Annotated in this window: 12 protein-coding genes; 7 read left to right on the top strand and 5 right to left on the bottom strand. The window is 75.4% G+C overall.

The features are described from left to right. The first annotated feature begins 85 nt into the window (after positions 1-85). Together R2J75_RS13180 and R2J75_RS13175 are read left to right on the top strand one after the other, a co-directional pair. Positions 86-1,198: a retropepsin-like aspartic protease gene (locus R2J75_RS13180; protein WP_316410354.1), complete on the top strand. Its 1,113-nt coding sequence runs from the start codon at positions 86-88 to the stop codon at positions 1,196-1,198. Continuing rightward, positions 1,195-1,944: a hypothetical protein gene (locus R2J75_RS13175; RefSeq protein WP_316410353.1), complete on the top strand. Its 750-nt coding sequence runs from the start codon at positions 1,195-1,197 to the stop codon at positions 1,942-1,944. The genes R2J75_RS13180 and R2J75_RS13175 overlap by 4 nt, the downstream gene beginning before the upstream one ends. Here R2J75_RS13175 and R2J75_RS13170 read toward each other — a convergent pair. Continuing rightward, positions 1,922-4,033, bottom strand: coding sequence for a TIM-barrel domain-containing protein (locus tag R2J75_RS13170; protein ID WP_316410352.1), 2,112 nt, complete (start codon positions 4,031-4,033; stop codon positions 1,922-1,924). The genes R2J75_RS13175 and R2J75_RS13170 overlap by 23 nt on opposite strands. A 70-nt stretch (positions 4,034-4,103) precedes the next feature. Continuing rightward, the gene (locus tag R2J75_RS13165) at positions 4,104-4,580 is read right to left on the bottom strand and encodes a hypothetical protein (RefSeq protein ID WP_243332845.1); all 477 of its coding nucleotides are present in this window, start codon (positions 4,578-4,580) and stop codon (positions 4,104-4,106) included. Between the two features lie 242 nt (positions 4,581-4,822). Between R2J75_RS13165 and R2J75_RS13160 the strand changes: the two genes are divergently transcribed. The 5 genes from R2J75_RS13160 to R2J75_RS13140 are packed head-to-tail and all read left to right on the top strand — an operon-like array spanning position 4,823 to position 18,424. After that, positions 4,823-8,272 (top strand): exodeoxyribonuclease V subunit gamma, encoded by a 3,450-nt coding sequence (locus R2J75_RS13160; RefSeq protein ID WP_316410351.1) that lies wholly within the window; start codon positions 4,823-4,825, stop codon positions 8,270-8,272. After that, complete coding sequence (locus tag R2J75_RS13155) at positions 8,269-11,724, top strand: UvrD-helicase domain-containing protein (RefSeq protein ID WP_316410350.1); 3,456 nt, start codon at positions 8,269-8,271, stop codon at positions 11,722-11,724. Before R2J75_RS13160 ends, R2J75_RS13155 begins: the two co-directional genes overlap by 4 nt. Continuing rightward, positions 11,717-13,594, top strand: coding sequence for an exodeoxyribonuclease V subunit alpha (gene recD, locus R2J75_RS13150; RefSeq protein WP_316410349.1), 1,878 nt, complete (start codon positions 11,717-11,719; stop codon positions 13,592-13,594). The genes R2J75_RS13155 and recD overlap by 8 nt, the downstream gene beginning before the upstream one ends. Beyond that, positions 13,591-14,904 (top strand): metallophosphoesterase family protein, encoded by a 1,314-nt coding sequence (locus R2J75_RS13145; RefSeq protein WP_316410348.1) that lies wholly within the window; start codon positions 13,591-13,593, stop codon positions 14,902-14,904. The genes recD and R2J75_RS13145 overlap by 4 nt, the downstream gene beginning before the upstream one ends. Next, the gene (locus tag R2J75_RS13140; RefSeq protein WP_316410347.1) at positions 14,897-18,424 is read left to right on the top strand and encodes a hypothetical protein; all 3,528 of its coding nucleotides are present in this window, start codon (positions 14,897-14,899) and stop codon (positions 18,422-18,424) included. The genes R2J75_RS13145 and R2J75_RS13140 overlap by 8 nt, the downstream gene beginning before the upstream one ends. Positions 18,425-18,592: 168 nt before the next feature. Here the strand turns inward: R2J75_RS13140 and R2J75_RS13135 are convergent, their stop codons facing one another. From R2J75_RS13135 to R2J75_RS19945, 3 genes are all read right to left on the bottom strand, one after another. Then, on the bottom strand, positions 18,593-19,012 hold the full coding sequence (locus R2J75_RS13135; protein WP_316410346.1) for a GxxExxY protein: 420 nt from the start codon (positions 19,010-19,012) through the stop codon (positions 18,593-18,595). 136 nt (positions 19,013-19,148) lie between these two features. Beyond that, positions 19,149-19,523, bottom strand: coding sequence for a transposase (locus tag R2J75_RS13130; RefSeq protein WP_316410345.1), 375 nt, complete (start codon positions 19,521-19,523; stop codon positions 19,149-19,151). Then, on the bottom strand, positions 19,459-19,776 hold the full coding sequence (locus R2J75_RS19945) for an IS5 family transposase (protein ID WP_394365917.1): 318 nt from the start codon (positions 19,774-19,776) through the stop codon (positions 19,459-19,461). The genes R2J75_RS13130 and R2J75_RS19945 overlap by 65 nt, the downstream gene beginning before the upstream one ends. Positions 19,777-19,783 lie beyond the last annotated feature (7 nt).

Genomic DNA, 19,783 nt, shown 5'->3' with positions numbered 1-19,783 from the left:
GTTTCTTTAATGACGGGTGGGAGAAGCCGTGAATAGATGGGTGATAGCTTTGGCCGCGGTTCCGGCGATCGGCCTTGCCGGGTCCTTGCCCGCCTCAGTCGGCCCTGCGGGCGTGCCGCTGGAGGTCAACGAGGATGGGTTCTGCATCGTGGCCGTGCGGCTGGCTTCGAGCCGGGCCGGGGAGGGGGACCGGACCTTCCGGTTCCTCCTGGATACGGGCGCCAGCGCCACCCTGGTGGACGCGGCGATGCCGGCCCGGTTCGTGCGCGACGAGGGCCGGAGCGTTCCGGTCTGGGATATCACGGGGGTCCGGGTGGAGGGTGCCCGGGCGCGTCTCCACGGCCTGGCCTTCCCGGGCTTCGTGCGGACGAACGTGCCCGTGGTGCGGGTCGATCTGCGCGGGTCCTTCGGTCCTCTGGAGGATGCCCCCATTGATGGGGTCCTGGGCATGGATCTTCTGGAGCAATTCCCTTTCGTCCTGGACCTGCCCCGGCGGCGGTGGTGGCCGGGGCGGCGGCTTCCGGGCCGGACCCGGTCCGTGCCCCTGCGCCGGGTGCCCGGGGCGCCACCGCAGGTTGAGCTGCGCGCCGGCGGCGGGACGCTGCTGGCGGACGTGGACACGGGGAGCATGGGGGGCGTCCAGGTCCCGCCGGACCGCTGCCCCGCTCCGGGCCGCGCGTGGGTGGAGGGGGCGGGCCTGTCCAGGACCCGGACCCGCAGCCGCGTGGGGTGGCTGGAGGAGGTCCGCGCGGGCGCACTCCGGTGGCGGGAGGTGCCCGTGGACTGCTGCGCCCCGGACGGTCGCGGGCTCCTGGGCCTGGATCTTTGGTCCGGGTGCGCCGTGGGCTTCGACTTTGCCGTCCCCTGCCTGGAGGTTCCGGCCGACCGGGCCCTGGACATGCCCCTCCGGCGCCCCGCGTCGCGGACGCTGCCGGTGGCCTGGAATCGCGGCGTGTCGCCCGCGGTCCTGCGGGTCATCGCCGTCCGGCCCGGCAGCGGGATGGATCGGGCGGGCTGCCGCGTCGGGGATGTGCTCGTGCGGGTGGGGCCCTTGGCCGGGAACCGGTTGACCCGGCGCGGCATCCTTGGCTGGGTTCGCCGGGGGGCGCCCCACGCCTGGATCATCCGGCGGGAGGGCGTGCTGGCCCGCCTCGCCTATCCGGGCGAGGGTGGCGAGCGGAAAGGACATGGACCGTGACCCATCGCATGATCACCCTTCTGGGCGGAGCCCTGCTCGCCGCGGGGCTCCAGGCGGGAGAGGCCGGCTTCGGCTTCCAGGTGGGGCTCTACCAGCCGTCGGGTGGGGTCCGGGAGCGCTTTTCCTGCGGCCGCTCCGGCTGGGACCTGGGCCTCGCCCTCGCCCAGCCGCTGGGGGCGCGCCAGGAGCTGCGCCTGGAAGTCGGCCTGGCGATGGGATCGGATGGACGCGCCTGGCGGCCCCACGCCCTGGGCGAGGCGCACCTGGCCGGGGACCGGGACGGGGCGGTGACGCTCCGGCGCTACGGGGCGGGGGTGGCCTTCCGGCACTACCCCGCGGGGGTGGGGACGGGCCCCTTCCTGTCCGTGGGGGTGGGCGTCGCGCGGCTGGCCAGCCACCACGAGCGGTTCGTCCCCCGGTCCGTGGCGGACTGCCACCGGGACGGCCACCAGCATGGGCGGGCGGGGGCCCCCGCACCGGCCGTCGTCTCCCGGCAGCCCCCCCACCTCCGGCCCGTCCATCGGGCCGCCCCCAATGCCTGGCTGCCGGCCCCCGCCGTCCCCCGGAGGGGCCTGTGCGGCCACCGGGAGACCCAGGCCCTGGCCGATTCCCGGTTCCGGCCCTGCGCCCACGTCGGGGCGGGCGTCGTCCTCGCCCCGGTGGAACTCGGGGTGCGCCTGGAGGCCCTGTCCGCCTTCGGCCGGACCCTGACGGCCCTGACCTTCAGCGTGGGGGTGCGGATCTGAGGTCGGCCCCGGCCCGCAGCTCCAGCAGGGTCCAGGGCTGGGGGGGCGCGGGGCGGCGCCCTTCCACCCGGGCCTCCCGCACCTGGAGGGTGCCGTCCACGCGGCTGGCCCGGTAGGTCACCAGGCGGTAGTCCCCGGCGCGGTAGGCGAACCCCTCCCCGGCATCGTGGTAGAGCCGGCCTTCGGCGTGGCCGGCGGCGTCCGGCGCCACGGCCAGGGTGGTGGCCCCCTCGGGGGCCTGGGCGGTGGTCTCCACAACGGGGCCGAGGGGCAGGATGGCGCCCTCCCGCAGGTAGAGGCGGGCCTGGAGGGGGTCGTCCAGGTCGCCCTCCACGAGGGAGAGGGGCAGCCACCTGCCGCGGGGCCGCGGCGCGTCGGCGGCCCAGGCGGGAACCACCAGCAGATCGGGGCCCAGCAGGAAGGCCCGCGCCTCCTGGCGCAGGGCCGGATCCGCGGGGTCGGCCAGGAACAGGGGCCGCAGCACGGGGAGGCCCGTTTCCGCCGCCTCCCGGAAACAGGTGTACAGGTAGGGCAGGAGGCGGTAGCGGCGCTGGAGGGCGATGCGGCAGGTGCGCTCCACCTCCGGCCCGAAGGCCCAGGGTTCCTTGGCGTTGGCATTCTTGGCGGCGTGGCCCCGGGCGAAGGGGAAGAAGGCCCCGAAGGCGCACCAGCGGGCCCAGAGCTCGCCGGTGGCGTCGCCGGCGTAGCCGCCCAGGTCGGGGCCGTTGAAAGGCTGGCCCGAGAGGCCGAGGTTGAGGGTCATGGGGATGGCCTGGCGCAGGTCCCGCTCGGTGGAGGTGTTGTCCCCGGTCCACGTGGCGGCGTAGCGCTGGGAGCCCAGGAACCCGGCCCGGGTGAGGAGGAAGGGGCGAAGCCCCGGGCGGGCGGCGAGCATGCCCTCCCGGGTGGCCCGCGCCATGAGCGTGCCGTAGAGGTTGTGGTAGCGCAGGTGCGGGCCCGGGGGGAGCCCGCCGCCGCCGCCGTGGCGGCTGTCCTCCGGCAGGGTGCCGTCGGGGGTCCCGAAGACCGCGGGCTCGTTCATGTCGTTCCAGATCCCGTCCGCGCCCTGGGCGAGGAAGGGGCCGTAGAGGCCCGCCCACCAGGCCCGCACCTCGGGGCGCGTGAAGTCGGGGAAGACGCAGTCGCCCGGCCACACCTCGCCCACGCAGGGGGCGCCGGAGGCGTCCTTCACCCAGGCGTCCAGGGCGTCCCCGCTCCGCCGGACCGCGAAGCCGGCCTCGGCCTTCACGCCCGGGTCGATCATCCACACGGTGCGGAAGCCCTGGGCGTGGAGTTCGGCGTTGAGGCCCGCGGGGTCGGGGAACCCCTTGGGGTCGAAGGTGAAGATGCGGTAGCCGTCCATGTAGTCGATGTCCAGCCAGAGCACGTCGCAGGGGATGCGGCGCGCGCGGAAGGCCGCCGCGATCTCCCGGACCCGCGCGCCGGGCGCGTAGGAGTAGCGGCTCTGCTGGTAGCCCAGGGCCCAGCGCGGCGGCAGGTCCATGCGCCCCGTCAGGTCCCCCAGCGTCCGCAGCACCGCCGCGGGCGACGCGCGCTCGATGACGAGCACCGGGAAGGCGGGGCCCCGGCAGGTGAAGGCCACGCCGTCCCGGCAGTCCAGGTCGGCCTTCCAGCTGGAATCGAAGAGGAGCCCGAAGGCCGTGCCGTCCCGCCGCAGGCCGAGGACCCAGGGGTGGCTCTGGTAGAGGCGCCGGCCCCCGGCCTTGCCGTAGCCGTAGTTGTCGGTGTTCCAGAGCTCGATGCGGGTGCCGTTGCGCCGGAGGGGGCCGGTGACCTCGCCGGTGCCGTAGAGGTCCACGTCCGCGGGCAGGCGGAAGCGGGCCGTGGTCCGGTCGCCATCCTGGGAGAAGGCCGGACGCAGCCGCCAGGCGTGGGGCAGGGGGGCCTGGAAGGCGGGCTGGGCGACCAGCGCGGGCGAGGGGGGGAGGGCCGCGGGATCCAGTCCCTGGGGCACGAACAGGGCCACCCCCGGCGCGGCCAGGCCCGCCGCCTTCAGGGGGAGGGGGCGGGGCCGGGCCGCCAGGGGCAGCACGGCCAGGACCAGGAACAGGGCGCGAAGGAAGGGCATGGTCGACCTCGGGGGACGCCGGCACCCCGGGTCCGGAGGCCATTACACCAGGAAACGCGGACGGGCCGGGTCAGTCGTCCGTGGGCCAGGGCCGCCCGGTGCGGTAGTGGCGGACGATGGTCTCCGCCAGGTCCGCCAGCTCCCCCCGGCAGCCCACGGCCTCGTCGAAGCGCCGCGCCAGCTGGACATTGGGCACCGCCTGGGGGCGGGCCCGGCGGACCCGGGACCAGGCCAGGGCCACCGGCATGCCGAAATGGGCCAGGATGCCCAGGGCCGCCGCGGGGCTGCGGCTCACGCCGTAGAAGCAGTGGACCAGCAGGTTGGAGCGGGCCGTGGCGCCGCAGGCGTCCACGTGGGCCAGGATGGCCTCGGCCACGGCCAGGGTGGGGCCCCCGGCCTCCGGCGTGTCCGTGTCCTCGAACAGGAACAGCCCATGGTGCGGGCCCGTGATCCGGAGCGTCGCGCCCGGGTCGTCGATGGACACGATGCAATCGGCCCACGCGTGGTGCGCGGGGGCTTCCTGGCGGGAGGTGATGACGAGGGGCATGGGCGGGTCGGGGAGGGCGCATTTTTCAATGCGGGTTTCATCAGGATACAAGGCTTTCCCCGCCGGGGCCTCCGGGCCTCCGATACCCGGGCGGAGTGCACAGGCGCTGACGCGCCCGGGGATGGAAAATGCCCTGGGTGGCCCCTCCCCCCTCGGGATATCCTGGAAGCCAACTGTTTTATGCAAGTGCACCGGCCCGCGCCGGATCCCCACGCCGGACGGATGTCCGCCCCTGGAACCCCATGATCCTCCTCACGTACGCCAACCGCACCGAGGCGCTCCTGGACCGCCTGGCGGAGGCCGTGGCCGAGGCGCGGCGCGCGGACTCCCCCTGGGCGCCGGTGCACATCGTGGCGCCCAACCCCCACCTCAAGGAGTACATCCGCATCCAGCTGGCCCGGCGGCTGGGGGTCGCCGCGAACCTGCGCTTCACCTTCCTGGAGGGGGCCTGGCGGGGCCTCATGCCCGAGGGGGCCTTCCAGCTCCTCACCGCGGAGCGCCTCCAGGGGGGACTCCTCTCCGCCCTCCACGACGCCGCCTTCATGGCCGATCCGCGCCTGGCGCGGGCCCGCCGGTACCTGGAGGGGGACGGGGCGGGGCTGAAGGCCCTGCAGCTCTCGGGGGAGCTGGCCCACCTCATGCAGGAATACGCGCGCAGCCGCCCGGACTGGATCCCGGCCTGGCGGGAGGACCGCGCCGCGGGGCCCGACGCGGAGGCGGAGACGTGGCAGCGCCTGCTGTGGCGCGAGGCCCTGGACCGCCTGGACCGCACGGGGCCGCCCCACCTGACGCTGGCGGAGGCGCTGCGCCACGAGGCCTTCGGGTCCGGGACCCTGCCGCCCTCGCTGCACCTCTTCGGGCTGACCCACGTGGCCCAGGTCTACCACGAGGCCTACACGCGCCTGGGGGCGCTGACCGAGCTCCACCTCTACGCCCTCAACCCCTGCGGCGAGTTCTGGGAGGACATGACCTCCGCGGGCGAGGGCCTGTGGCGGGCCTCGCGCCCCCGCCGGGGCGAGGCCCGCCGGGGCCGCCTCGAAGGGGAGCCCGAGGGCGAGGACGACGACGTGTACGCCCTGGCCTCCGAGGGGCCCGAGGCCCTGCGCCGGTGGGGCCGTCCCGGGCGCGAGAACATCCGCCTGCTCAACGACGTCAGCGACTGCGACTTCGATCCCCGCTTCGAGGACCCCGGCTCGGCCACGGTGCTGGCCCGGATCCAGGGGGACATCCTCCGCTTCGAGGAGCCGGCCCCGGATCCCGATGGGCCCGCGGACGGCAGCGTGGCCTTCCTGGCCTGCCCCAGCCCCCGGCGCGAGGCCGAAGCGGTGGCCACGGCCATCTGGCGCCTGATGGAATCGGCCCCTCCGGAGCGGCCCCTGGGTTTCTCCGACATCGCCGTGCTCGTGCCGCCCGCCCAGGAGGAGGCCTACCTGGCCCACCTGCAGGCCGCCTTCCTGGAGACCCGCCGCATCCCCTGGACCCGCGGCGACGGCGCCAGCAGCGTCCTGGCCCGAACCGTCGAGGCCGCCGAACTCCTCCTGGACCTGCCGGGCTCGGGCTTCACCCGCGCCGCCGTGCTCCGCGTCCTCTCCCACCCCGCCCTGCGGGCCGGGGAGGCCACGCCGGGCGCCTGGGCCCGCTGGTGCGAGGCCCTGGGCATCGTCCGCGGCGTGGACCGCGAGGACTGGCGGGACACCTACCTGGACACCGACGCCCTCAACTGGGACCAGGGCCTCCGGCGCATGGCCCTGGGGGCCTTCATGGCCGAAGGCGCCGAGCTGGAGGCGGACGGGGACGCCTACGCCGTCTTCTCCGGCGCGGACCTGCCCGAGGCGGGCGCCTTCCTCGCCCAGGCCCGGGGCCTGGTGGCCGAGGCCCGGGCGCTGCGGGACCTGCGGGCCCCGCTGGGGACCTGGCTGGAGCGCCTCGACGCGTACCTCGCCGGCTGGCTCCAGGGGGACGACGAGCTCGTCCTGAAGGCCGTGGAACGGGTGCGGACCTTCCTGCGCCGCCTTGGGGAGCTGGCCCCCGAAGGCCTGGACCTGCCCGGGCTGGGCTTCGAGGCCGCGCGGCACCTCGCGGGCGAGGCCCTCGGGCGGCTCAAGGCCGAGCACCCCTCCGTCCTGCTCCGGGGGGTCGTGGTCTCCAGCTACGCGCCCATGCGGGCCATCCCCTGCCGGGCCGTGTTCCTCATGGGCCTGGGGGAGGGGGTCTTCCCGGGGCGGGACGTGCGCCGCCCCCTGGACCTGCGCGCCAAGGGCCGGCGGCGCGGGGACGTGAGCCAGACCGAGAAGGACAAGTACCTCTTCCTGGAGACCCTCCTCTGCGCCCGGGAGCACCTGGTGTGCAGCTACGTGGCCAAGGACGAGCTGAGCGGCGAGGACCTGGAGCCCTCGAGCCTCTTCAAGGAATTCCGGGAGCTGGCGGGCCGCTACGTGGCGCCCGGGGCCCGGGACCGCCTCACGGTGACCCACCCCCTCCGCCGCTACGATCCCGCCTACTTCCCAGGGCTGCTCGGTGGTCCGGGCGGCCTCGCCTGCTACGCCGAAGTGGCGGAGCACGAGGCCTTCGCCCTGGCCCTGGGCCGGGACCTGCGCCAGGCCGGACCCGTGGCCATGCCCGCCGCCCTGGGGGACCTGGGGGCGCCCGCGGCGCTCCAGGCCCGGCTCGATACGTGGCTGGCCCACCCCGGCCGGGGCGCTTCCGCCCCCAGGCCGCCCCGGCGCCTCACCCTCTCCGACCTGCGGGCCTGGCTGGAGTGCCCCCTCAGCGGCGCCGCCCGGGTGCGCCTGGGCCTGGGGCAGGGCGGGGTCGAGGACCGGGCCGCGGTGGAGGACGAGCCGTTCGCCACGGGGTTCCTGGACCGCTACGGGCTGCTGCGGGAGGTGGCCCTGGAGGCCGCCCGGGCGGGTTCGGACCCGGAGGCCCCGTACGATCGGGCGGTGCGCCGCCTCCAGGCCCGGGCCGAGGCCCCCTTCGGCCTCTTCGGCGCGCGCGAGCGCGACGCCGACCTCGCCCAGATCCGGGCCTGGATCGCCCTCCTGGCCGGGGAGGTCCCCGAGCGCTGGCGGGTGGGGGCCGGCCTGGGCGGGGCGGTGGACCGGGAATTCCCTCCCGTGCGCGTTCCCGTCGAGCTGGACGGGGGGCGGGTCGAGGTGGAGGTGGTCGGCGACCTGCAGCCCCAGGCCCTGGGCGGCTCCCTGGCCTTCGAGTCCGGGGGCGCGCCCGCCCTGGAGTCCGCGCGCCGCAAGGCCCTCCGGGCCTACCTGGACCATGTCCTGCGCACCTGCGCCCAGGGGACGGCGTCCCCCCACCGCGCCCTCTTCCTGCGGGGCGACGGCGGCGGCATCGTCCATTTCCCCCTGGCCCCCCTCGACCCCGAGGCGGCCCGTGAACGCCTCCGGTCGTGGGTCCAGGACCTGCTGACGGGGGACCACGCCGTGCTGCTCCCCATCGAGGCCGTCCTGGACGGCCTGAAGCGGGAGGACCTGACTCCGGCCTCCATCCGCGCCTACGTGCTGCAGCGTCTGGACAAGGATGAGGCGCAGGGCGGCGCCATCTCCACCCTGCGCGGCCCGGTGCCCGCCCCGTGGCGCTACGATCCCCCCGCCGACCCCCTCGCCCTCGTGACGGCCCGGCTCGGGGACTACCTGGCCCAGACCGCGGCCCTCGTCCCCTGGGGGGGCCCATGAACCTCCGCCATCCGCGCCCCGCGGTCCTCCAGGGCCTGGGGGACAGCCACTGCGTCATCGAGGCCAGCGCCGGCACCGGCAAGACCTTCACCATCGAGCACCTGGTGGTGGACCTGGTCCTGAAGGGGATCCCCCTGGAGCGCATCCTGGTCGTCACCTTCACCGTCAAGGCCACCCTCGAGCTGAAGCACCGGCTCCGGGCCAAGCTCCAGGAACTGGCCCGCCTGGAGACGGACGATCCCGGCCCGGAGGGATCCTTCTGGACCCTGGGCCCCGCCGAGCGGGAAGCGCTCGCCGCGGCGGTCCACGCCTTCGACCGGGCCTCCGTCTCCACCATCCACGGCTTCTGCCAGCAGGCCCTCCAGGACGGGGCCTTCGAGGGCGGGCGGCTCTTCACCCAGGAGCAGGTCTCCGCCGAGGCCGCCTTCGACGCGGCCTTCAAGGGCCTCCTCCGCACCCGGTTCGCCACCGCGGACCCGCGCTTCCTCGAAGCGGCCCTGGACGCCTTCGGGGACGCCGGGGAACTGGGCGACTTCCTGCGCAAGGCCCTGGAGGAGCGGGAGGCCCTGGACCTGGGCGCCCTGGAGGACCCGGCGGCCGCCGTCGCGGCCATCCCCCGGGATACGGTGCGGGAGCTCCTGGCGGACATCGCCGCGTACCAGGCCGACACCGGGAAGAAACGGACCGGCGGCCCCCTGCTGGAGGCCCTCCGGGAGGCGGGCCTGAAGGCCGCCAGCATCAATGCCCTGCGGGACCGTCTCCTGGCCCTGGAGGCCGCCCTGGACGCGGAGCGGGTGCGGGAGAGCCCCGCCTGCCTCTGGGCCGAGTTCGCCGCGGAGAAGGCCGTCTACGTCCGGGGCCTGCCGCTGCGGGAGGCCGGGCTCGGGGCCCTGGCGGAGGCCCTGGAGCCGCTGGCCTTCGATTTCAAGGCCGTGGTGGCCGCTAAGTACCTGCCGGTCCTCGCCGAGGAGCTCGCCGCCCTCAAGCGGGACAAGGGCTGGTTCGACTTCGGCGACATGATCGCCCTGGTGCACGAGGCCGTCACTTCGCCGGCGGGGGCGCCCACGGTCGCGCGCCTCCGGGAGCGGTACCAGGTGGCCCTCATCGACGAGTTCCAGGACACGGACCACCGCCAGTGGGACATCTTCCGGACCCTCTTCCTCGATTCCCCGGACCACCGGCTCATCCTGGTGGGCGATCCCAAGCAGGCCATCTACGGGTTCCGCAGCGGCGACCTGCCCACCTACCTCCGCGCCGTGGACGAGGTGCGGGCCCGCACGGGCCGGGATCCCCTGGTCCTGGACACCAACTTCCGCTCCACGCCGGAGGTGATCGAGGCCTACTGCGCCATCTTCCGGCCCGGGGGCACGGCCTTCTTCACCGGCAGCAACGGGCGGCTCGGGGACGGGCGCGTGGCCTGCGGCAAGCCGGGCCTGGCCTTCACCGGGGACGGCGGGGCGGGCCTGCCCGCGGTGCGCGTCCTGGAGGTGCGGGCGGGGGCGGCGGAGGCGGCCCGGTCCGCCCTTGCGCCGGCGCTGGCCCAGGCCGTCAAGGACCTCCTGAAGGAGCCGCGGCCCCGCTTCGGGACCGGCGAGAAGGCCGCGCCCCTGCGGCCGGAGGACATCATGGTGCTCACCCGCACCGCCTCCGAGGGCCAGGAGGCCGCCGCCGCCCTGCGGGCCGCGGGGGTCCCCTTCGCCTTCTTCAAGCAGGAGGGGCTGTTCGGCACGCCGGAGGCCGCCGCCGTGCGGGACCTGCTGCTGGCCGTGGAGGCGCCCCACGCCGAGGGGCCCCGGGCCAAGGCGCTGCTGGGGCCGTTCTTCGGGCTCACGCTTGCGGAGGCCGAGGCCTGCCGGGAGCTGCCCGAATCCCACCCCATCCTCCGGCGTCTCTACGCCTGGCAGGACCTGGCCCGGGCGCGGCGGTACGGCGAGCTGTTCGGGCGAGTCGTCTCCGAGAGCGGCGTCACCCGCCGCCTCCTGTTCCTGGAGGAGGGGGAACGCGCCCTCACCAACGTCCACCACCTGCTGGAGCTGCTCCTGGCCGAGGCCCTGCGCCGCCACGCGACCCTGCTGGACCTGGCCACGGCCCTCCAGCGCTGGATCGACGGCATCGACCGGCCCGCGGTGGAGGACGGGGACGTCCAGCGCCTGGAGCGCGCCTCCGGGGCCGTCCAGATCCTCACCATGCACAAGTCCAAGGGGCTGGAGGCGCCCGTGGTGGCGGTTTACGGCGGCATCAGCCCCGGCGGCTCGAAGGCCCTGATCCACCGCTACCACGACGCCGGCCAGGCGCGCCGGGCCTGGGTGGGCAAGCTGGGCCTCGCCCCGGAGGCGATCCAGGAGGCGGTGCGCTCCGAGGCCGCCGAGGAATGGGAGCGCCTCCTCTACGTCGCCCTCACCCGCGCCAAGGCGCAGCTCATCCTGCCCCGGTTCCTGCCCCCGCCGGGCAAGGTCACCGCCGCCGCCTCCATCGGCCAGGACGGCGATCCGAAGGGCCCCTACGGCTGCGTGAACCGGCGGCTGCGGGACCTGCTGGGGGAGGGCGGGGACACCGGCCGGTTCCGCGCCGCCGCGGCCCCGGCCCCCGAGCCGCCGCCGCCCCCGGCCCGGGAGCGCCTCGCGACCTGGGAGCCCGCGCCGGGGCCGCGGCCCACGCTGCCCGACTTCGCCGCCCTGGCCAGGCGGGGCCGACCCCTCTGGTCCTTCTCCTACACCTCCCTGGAGCACGGCCTGCGGGGCCTGCGCCCCCCGGAGGACGCCGCGGAGCGCACCGAGGCCGCCTACGTGGCCGGGGAAGGCCCGGCCGGCGGCGCGCGCCTGGGCACCCAGGTGCACGCCCTCCTGGAGGCTGCGCCCCTGGACCTGCTCCGGGGCCGGGGGCCCGAGGCCTGGCGGGACGAGCCGGCCCTGAAGGCCCTGCTGGAGCCCTTCGCCCGGGAGGACCGGGAGGCCGTCGCCGCCTGGGCCCACGCGGCCCTGGCCGGGGAGCTGCCCCTGCCGGGGGGCGGCGCCGCCGTCCTCGCGGAGGCGCCCCGCGTCCTGCGGGAACTGGACTTCCTCGCGCCCTATCCCCGGGGCGGGGACCTGCTCACGGGCTCCATGGACGTCCTCTTCGAATGGGAGGGGCGGGCCTACCTCGCCGACTGGAAGACCAACCGCCTCGCGGCCTACGGGCCGGAGGCCCTGGACGCCAAGGTGCGGGAGCTCTACCTGCTGCAGCTCAAGGCCTACACCCTGACGGCCCGGGCCTTCCTGGGCCTGGACGGGCCCGAGGCCTGGGAGGCGGGGTTCGGGGGCTTCCTCTTCGTCTTCCTGCGGGGCCTGCCCGGGGAGGGGGTGTGGTCGGTCCGGCCCGCCTGGAAGGACCTCCTGGCCTGGGAGGCGGAGCTCGCGGCCCTGCCCGTGGAGACCCTGGTGCCCGCGAGCGCGGGGGGAGGCCGCCATGGCTGAGACCGGCATCCTCGACCGGCACCCGGCGCGGGCCCTGCTGCCCCCGGCGCTGCTCCGGATCCTCCGGGCCCAGGGCCTGGAGGAGGCCCACGCCGTCCATGCGCTGGAGCTGGCCCTGGTCCCCCCGGACCTGGACGCGGAGGGCCGCCGGGCCCTCGCCGCGGTGGCCCTCGCCCTCCTGGCGGCCCAGGCCCAGGGCCACACCCGTCTGCCGCTCCGGCCCGCCGAGGGCAGCGCGGCGGCGGACCTGCTCCGCGCCTGCGGCTTCCCCGGCCTGGACGTGGCGGCCTTCCTGGCCGATCCCCGCTTGGCCCGGGTGGCCGGCGGTCCCGGCGAGGCCCGCCCCCTGGTGGCGGAGGACGGCCACCTGTACACCCACCGCCTGCGGGCGGCGGAGGTGCGCTTCCGGGACCGGCTGCGGGCGGTGGACGCCACGCCCCTCCCGCCGCCGCTGCCCGTGCCGGACGCGCTCTTCACGGACCCCGTGCCCCTGGACGGGGCCCAGCGCCGGGCCGTGGAGGGCGCCCTGGGACGGCCCCTGGCCCTGGTCACGGGCGGACCGGGCACGGGCAAGACGACGATCCTCGTGGCCCTCCTGCGGGCCCTGGTGCGCCAGGGGCTCGGCCTCCCCGACATCGCCTTCGCGGCGCCCACCGGCAAGGCCGCGCAGCGCATGGGCGAGGCCCTCCTGGACGGCCTCTCCCGCGTGCGGGCCCAGGAGGCGCCGGAACGGGAGATCCTGGCCCGCTTCCCGGAGCCGCGCACCCTCCACCGCCTCCTGGAGTGGCACCCCGGCCCCGGGACCTTCCGGCGGAACGCGGAGGCCCCGCTGCCCTTCCGGGCCGTGATCGTGGACGAGGCCTCCATGATCGGGCAGGAGCTCATGGACCGGCTCTTCCAGGCCCTGGCCCCCGGGACCCGCATCGTCCTCCTGGGCGACGCCCGCCAGTTGCCGAGCGTGGAGAGCGGCGCCGCCTTCGGGGACCTGGTGGCGGCCCTGCCGGACCGCACCAGCTGGCTGCACGAGAACTACCGCATGCGCCGGGGCGACGCCCAGGGCGGCCTCATCCTCGAGGTGGCCGCCGGCCTCCAGGGGGAGGCCCTCGCGCAGGAGCCCGCCGGCATCCGCGTCCTGCCGGACCTGGCGGCCTGGACGGGGCAGGGGGTGGAGCGGCTCCACCCGGGCCCAGAGGGGCTCCGGCCCTTCCTGCGCCGCTGGTTCGACGAGGTTGTCCTCGCCCTGGACGGCTTCCGGGAGCTGGCGAACCGCGCCTACGCCCTGGGGCCCGAGGGGTGGCGGGAGGGCGACGCCGACGCCATCGCCCGTCTCTTCGAGCACCACCGCGCCTTCCGGATCCTCTGCGCCCTGCGGGAGGCGGCGGACCTGCGGGGCATGGAGCCCGTCAATGCCCTCCTCCACGGGTGGATGCACCCCGTCACCGGCGGGGGCCTGCGGGCGGAGACCCCCTTCCTGCCCGGGGAGCCGGTCCTGATGACCGCCAACGACTACCGGCGGGGGCTCTTCAACGGCGACCAGGGGCTGGTGCTGCGCGTGCGCTTCGGGGAGGAGCTGCGCCAGGCGGCCGTCTTCGAGGGGCCGGAAGGCTGGCGGGCCTGGCCCGTGGAGGCCCTGCGGGGGCGGATCGAGCTGAGCTACGCCATGACCGTGCACCGGGCCCAGGGCTCGGAGTACCAGCGCATCGCCATCGTCCTCCCCGCCGGGGACCATCCGGCCCTCACCCGGGAACTCCTCTACACCGCCGTCACCCGGGCCAAGGCCGGCGTTACGCTGGTGGGCGGGGAGGCCCAGGTCGTCTGGGCCGCCAACCATCCCACGCGCCGCGACACCGGCCTCCAGGCTCGCCTATGAAGATCCTTTGCGCCTCCGACATCCACCTGGGCCGCATCCCGGCCCTGCCGGCCCCGCCCGGAGGCGCCTTCACGCACCGCACCGCCTGGGACTTCGTCGTGGCGACGGCCCTGCGGGAGCGCCCGGCCCTGGTCCTCCTGGCCGGGGACGTGATCGACAGCGACAACCAGTTCCTGGAGACCTGGCAGCCGCTGCGGGACGGGGTGGCCCGGCTCCTGGAGGCCGGCATCGCCGTGACGGCCGTGGCCGGCAACCACGATTCCGAGGTCTTCCCGCGCCTGCACCAGGCCCTGGGCGGGGAGCCCGCGGCTCATGGCGGCGCCGCCTTCCGCCTCCTGGGCTGCGAGCTCGACGGGGCCCGCATCGCCTCCCGCTGGACGGAGGAGCCCTTCACCCGGGACGGGGAGACCGTGTGGCTCGCGGGGTGGTCCTTCTCGGCCCCGCGCTGCGCCTCGAGCCCCCTGGCCGACTTCCGTCCCGTGCGCGCCCAGCGGCCCCTCCTGGGCCTCCTCCACGGGGACGTGGACGTCCCGGGCAGCATCTACGGCCCCCTCCGTTCGGCGGAGCTGGAGGCCGCGCCCGTGGACCGGTGGGTCCTGGGCCACATCCACGCCCCCACGGGCGGGGACGGCGCCCGGCACTTCTACTGCGGCTCCCCGGTGCCGCTCCGCGCCACGGAGCGCGGCGCCCACGGGTGCTGGCTGCTGGAGGCCCGGGACGGGGCCGTCCTGGGGCCCGTCCTCGCGCCGGCCCCCGTCCGCGTGGACCGGGTGGAGGTGCCCCTGGAGGCGGGCGAAGGCACCCCCGCCACCCTCGCGGCCCGCATCCACGGGGCCCTTCTCGGCCACCTCCGGGCGGTGCTGGGGGGGAACCCGCGCCTGGAGGTCCTCTACGCCCAGGTGCGCCTCGCGGGGCGCTGCGACGCCGGCGCGGCCCTGGCCGCGATCCGGGAGGACCTGGAGGCCTGGCGGCGCCTGGAGGAGGTGGATGTGCGCGTCCTGGCCGTGGAGGACGCCACCGATCCCGAACTGCCCCTGGAGGCGTGGTCCGTGCGGAAGGACGCCTGCGGGCGGCTGGCGCGCATGGTGCTGGCCCTGCGGCGCGGCGAGGAGGACGCGGAGGCCCGGGAGCTGGCCGGGGAGATCCTGCGGGAGGAGCGGCGCAGCCGGAGCCTGCCGGCCTACGCCGGGATCCGCGACGTGCTGCGCGATCCAGCCACCGGCACGGGGGACTGGGCCCGGGAGCAGGTCCTCGCGGCCGCCCTCCGGATCCTCGGCGAGATCCGCCGCCTGGAGGGCGATCATGCCTGAACCCGCCTTCCGCTTCACCGACGTCCACGTCCGCGCCATGCCGGGATTCCCCTACGCGGAAGGGTTCTCCGTGGAGGGCCTGGGTCCGGGCGTGAACGTGATCCACGGTCCCAACGAGATCGGCAAGTCCACCCTCGGCCGCGCCATGCAGCTCCTCCTGTGGGCCGACCTGGCCGCGGGCCCCGGCGTCCACCTGGAGGCGCGGGTGGAGGTGGGCGGCGCCCCCGAGTCCCGGTCCCGCCACCTGGAGGAACTGGAGGCCCAGGACCCCGCGGGCGCGTCCCTGCCGCCCCGGCCCGGGAAGGGCGCGGCCCTCCGGAGCCGCTACCAGGTGGCCCTCCAGGACCTGCTCCAGCGGGAGGCCGGGGAGCAGGACGGGAAGGGCGAGTTCAGCCAGGCCCTGGCCCGGGAGGTGCACGGGGTGGATCTGGAGGCCCTGCGCCGGGCCGTGAACCCCGCCGCCGACGTGCTGGTGCGGGGCCGCAACGCCGCCCTGGACGCGCAGCGGTCGGCCTGGGCCGCCCTGGAGGAGAAGCGCCGCGCCCAGAGCGAGGACCGGGACCTGGAGGCGCGCATCGAGGCCCTCCAGGCCAGCCTGGACCGGGAGACCGGCCTCCGCGAGGCCTGCGCCCGCATCGCGGCCCTGGACCGCGCCCTGGAGGCCGCCGCCGCCCGGATCCGCTGCGAGGCCCCCCTGCTGCCCTTCGGGGAGGCGGCGCCGCGCCTCCGGACGATCCATCCCCGCACCGCCGGGGACCTGAAGGCCCGCCGGCAGGCCCTGGCGGAGGCCGGGGACGCGGCCCGCGCCCTGGAGGCGAGGCGGGAAGGCCGGATGGCCGAGCGCGCCGCCCTGGCCCTGGCCCGGGATCCGAGCCCCGGGGACCTGGCCCGGGCCCAGAAGCTCCTGGACGACCTGCTCCTCCAGGGCGAGGCCCTGGCCGCGGCCGGAGAGGAGGCCCGCGCGGCCGGCGAGGCCCTCCGGGCCTGGGCCGAATCGGCCCCCTGGCTCGGGGCGGTGGGCGAGACCCTCCCGCCGATCACGGACCGGATGCTGGCCGAAGCGGCCACGCTGGCCCACGCGCTGGAGGACGCCCGGGCCGAACAGGCGGCCTGGACCGCCCTGGCCACGGACCTGCGCCGGCGGCTGCCCGAGGCCCCCGCCGCCTCCCGGGCCCGGGTCCTCCGCCTCCTGGAAGCCTGGCTGGCGGCCGATGCCCGGCGCCAGGCGCGCCGCGAGGCCCTGGGCCGCGACCTGCCCCTGCGCCGGATCACCCCGGCCATCGCCGGCGCCTCGGCGGCCGCGCTGGTGGCCCTTTCGGCCGCGGCCTTCACCCTCGCCAAGGGGCAGGTGGCCGCGGGCGGCCTCCTGGCCCTCGCCGGCCTCGCGGCCCTGGGGTACGCCCTTCAGGCCCTCGTTCGGCAGGACCCCTCGACCTTCCTCTCCCTGGCGGAGGAGGAGCGGGCCTGCCTGGCCCTCCAGGCGGACCTGGCGGGCGCGGGCGTGGGGGACCTGGCCTGGGAGGCCCCGGCGGTGCGCCTGCGCCTGGAGGACCTCCTGGCCCAGGAGGCCGCCTGGCTCGACCGCCAGCGCCTGGACCAGCTCCTGCGGACGGCTGACGACGCCGCCGATGCCGCCCGCCAAAGCCGGCGACGGCTCCTCGCCGACCAGGGCCGTGCCGTGCCCGGCCTGGGGGAGGGGCCGGCCCTCCTGGACGTGGAAGGCTACCTCCGGCTCGTCGTGGAGGAGGTGCGCACCCTGCAGGGGCTGCGCGTCCGGCAGGATACCGCCCGTGCGGCCGCACAGGCCCGCCAGACGGCCTGGACGGCCCTGGAGGCCGAGGTCCGGACCTTCCTGGGCGGCTTCGCCCTGCCGGCGGACCCGGAGCCCCGGGCGGCCCTGGAAGCGGCCCTGGCGCCCCTGCGCCGGGCCCTGGACCTCCAGCGGGAACGGCTGGACCTGGATCGCGACCTGGACGCCGCCGGCGCGGCGGAGGTCCGGGCCGGGGCGGCCCTGGCGGAGCTCCTGGCCGACTACGGCGCCCCCGATGCGGCCGGCCTGGAGGCCCTGGTGCGGGCCTGGGCCGACTGGCGGCCCCTCCAGGACGCCTTCGAGGCGGCGGACGCCACCCTCCTGGCCCACCTGCGGGCGGGGGCCGGGCTCCCCGCGGAGGCCGCGCCCTTCCTGGATCCCGCCGAGCCTCCCGCGGACCGCCTCGCGGCCCTGGACGCGCGCCGGGACGCCCTCGCCGCCGACCTGGGCCGCCTCCAGGAAGAGCTCGGGGCCCTGGAGGCCCGGCGGGAGGAGCTCCTGAAGGCGAAGGTGGCCCTGAAGGCCTACGCCACCCAGGCCGAGCTGGCCTCGGCCGCGGCCCGGCATGAGGAGACCCTGCGGGCCCTGGAGGACCAGCGGCTGGGGCTGCTGTCCCGGCGTGCGCTGGCCCTCGTCCTGGACCGCCAGGCCCGCCTCGCGGACACCCTGGACCGGCCCCCGGTCCTGCAGCGGGCCTCGGACCATTTCCTGGCCTTCACGGGCCGGTACGAGCTGACCTTCACCGAGGGCCGCTTCCTGGCGCGGGAGGGCGCCACGCGGCTGGAGCTGGACCAGCTCTCCGAGGGCACCCGGGTCCAGCTCCTCCTCGCCGTGCGCCTCGCCTTCGTGGAGAAGGAGGAGACCCTGCGGCTCCCCCTCTTCCTGGACGAGATCCTGGGGAACAGCGACGACGCCCGCAGCGGCGACATCGTCCGGGCCGTCCTGGCCCTGGCCGCCACGGGCCGGCAGGTCTTCTACTTCACCGCCCAGATGGACGAGGTGAACCGGTGGCGGGAGATCGCCGGCGACCAGGTCCGCGTGGTGGACCTCGCCGCCGTCCGCCGGAAGTCCGCCGCGGCGCGGCGCCCCGTCGAGGTGCGGCCCCGCCCCGAGGTGCCGGCCCCGGCGGGCCGCGGGCTGGAGGCCTACGCCCGGGACCTGGGCCTGCCGGGCCCGGCGGTGCACGTGGACCTGTCGCGGCAGCACCCCTGGCTCGTGCTCGTGCCGGGCGAGGAGGACCTGCTGGCCCAGTGGCTGGCCATCCCCATCGACACCCTGGGCCTCCTCCGGCGCCACGCGCGCCAGATGGAGGGGGCGCCCTATCCCCGCGTCCTGGCCACCCTGCAGGTCCTGGAGACCGCCCAGCGGCTCCTGGCCGCCAACCTGGGGCGACGCCTCGCGCCCCGGGAGCTGCTGGAGGCCCCCCTGGGGACCTACCGCCGCGCCACCAAGGAGAAGTTCCTCCCCGCCCTCGCGGCCGCGGAGGGCGACATCGGGCGGCTCCTCGCCCAGGGCGTCCCCGCCGGGCTCAAGCAGGAGCACCTGGACGCCCTCGGCGCCTGGGCCGAGGCCGAGGGGGTCTGGAACCCCCACGGCCTGACCCGGGACGAGATCCGCGTGGAGCTGCGGGGCCGGTGCCAGGATCTCCTCCCGGCCGGGGACCCCGCGTGGGCCGCCGTGGACCGCTTCGTGGACGGCGCCGCCGTCTAGGCTGTGTTCGTAATCTAGGATAGTAATGGCTAATACCCATCCGTGCCGGAGCATGGAGGAGCTGGAATAGTGAGTCTGTGCTGCAGTGCCTGATGGCGCCGCGCATTCGCAGCATCCTATTGGAACGCGGAGGCGCGGAGGATCTCGCTGAGGCTCGCGGAGAAAGGATCAAGCCCTTGGATGTATCACCCGCTTGATTCCACCGTCTTTGAAAGGCCACTGACGGAAATTGAGGAGCAGGCCGACCTCCATTCCGCTGAAACGCAGCTGGGTGTTCAGTTGCGCGAAGTGGGCATCCATCAGTTTCTCGACCGCCTTAGCCTCCACGACCACGAGGTCGTCAACCAGCAAATCCAGCCGGTAGGCCCGCTCAACCACAAGCCCCCTCCACTCGATATCCAGGAAAACCTCCCGCTTCACCTTATGGCCGGCCAGTCTCAGGGAGTGCGCCAGACAGACCTTGTAGGGATCTTCCAGGAGTCCGTGCCCCAGAGCCTTCTGGATCTCGATGGCCTTACCGATGATGGCCTGGGTGATCTCCTTGTGCGGATGATCCTCCCCGTCGACCTCTCCCCAATGCCTTCCCATCACGCCTCCCGTTGGGACGTGTCATTGGGAGGTGGCAGGTTCCAGGAGCGCTTTCCTCCGCGACCCTCTGCGAGATCCTCCGCGCCTCCGCGTTTCATAGGATCAATGAGGATCCGGAACGCTTGTCACCCTCCGCTCATAGCCTCAGCCAGATCACGATGCAGGCCAAAGCCACCTGGGCTGAGAAACTTCGCGCCGTTTTGTCGAACCTGGTGGCCAGCGCCCTGAACTGTTTGAGCCTGGCGAACCCATGCTCGATGGCATGGCGGGCCTTGTATAGGTGTGAGTCCCAGGCCGCCGGATTCTTGCGCCGGGGATGAGGTGGGATGACGGCTGTCGCACCCATGGCCTCGATCGCCTTCCATACCGGGTTCCCATCGTAGGCCCGATCTCCGAACCCGTACTCTGCCTGCCAACCGCACAGCAATCCTTCAGCAGACCGGCTTTCATGGGCTTCCAGAGCCCCCCCTTTTGCCTGCTGAATGTTGATGAGCGCGAAGGATGGTGCCATCCAGCATGACCCACTCCAGGTCGGCTTCCTTGCGCAGGAACTCCAGGATCCTTTGCCACACGCCGCGCTTGGTCCAGGCCTCAAATCGCGTGTACACGCTTGTCCAAGGTCCAAATTCCTCCGGCAGGTCCCTCCACGGCGCCCCAGTCCTGTGCCTCCACAGGATCGCCTCCACCATGGGACGGTTGGGGTGACGGGATCGCCCCATCCCTCCACGCTCTGGCGGAAGGAGCGGTTCAAGCTTTGCCCACATGGCATCG

This window comes from Mesoterricola sediminis (assembly GCF_030295425.1).
GTDB lineage: Bacteria > Acidobacteriota > Holophagae > Holophagales > Holophagaceae > Mesoterricola > Mesoterricola sediminis.
Note: the sequence above shows the minus strand (reverse complement) of the source record. Positions and strands in the feature narration are given on the sequence as shown.

Coding starts and splice junctions, on each gene's coding strand:
- R2J75_RS13170 (WP_316410352.1), bottom strand. CDS start 4,033: ATGCCCTTCCTTCGCGCCCTGTTCCTGGTCCTGGCCGTGCTGCCCCTG.
- R2J75_RS13165 (WP_243332845.1), bottom strand. CDS start 4,580: ATGCCCCTCGTCATCACCTCCCGCCAGGAAGCCCCCGCGCACCACGCG.
- R2J75_RS13160 (WP_316410351.1), top strand. CDS start 4,823: ATGATCCTCCTCACGTACGCCAACCGCACCGAGGCGCTCCTGGACCGC.
- R2J75_RS13155 (WP_316410350.1), top strand. CDS start 8,269: ATGAACCTCCGCCATCCGCGCCCCGCGGTCCTCCAGGGCCTGGGGGAC.
- recD (WP_316410349.1), top strand. CDS start 11,717: ATGGCTGAGACCGGCATCCTCGACCGGCACCCGGCGCGGGCCCTGCTG.
- R2J75_RS13145 (WP_316410348.1), top strand. CDS start 13,591: ATGAAGATCCTTTGCGCCTCCGACATCCACCTGGGCCGCATCCCGGCC.
- R2J75_RS13140 (WP_316410347.1), top strand. CDS start 14,897: ATGCCTGAACCCGCCTTCCGCTTCACCGACGTCCACGTCCGCGCCATG.
- R2J75_RS13135 (WP_316410346.1), bottom strand. CDS start 19,012: ATGGGAAGGCATTGGGGAGAGGTCGACGGGGAGGATCATCCGCACAAG.
- R2J75_RS13130 (WP_316410345.1), bottom strand. CDS start 19,523: ATGGCACCATCCTTCGCGCTCATCAACATTCAGCAGGCAAAAGGGGGG.
- R2J75_RS19945 (WP_394365917.1), bottom strand. CDS start 19,776: ATGTGGGCAAAGCTTGAACCGCTCCTTCCGCCAGAGCGTGGAGGGATG.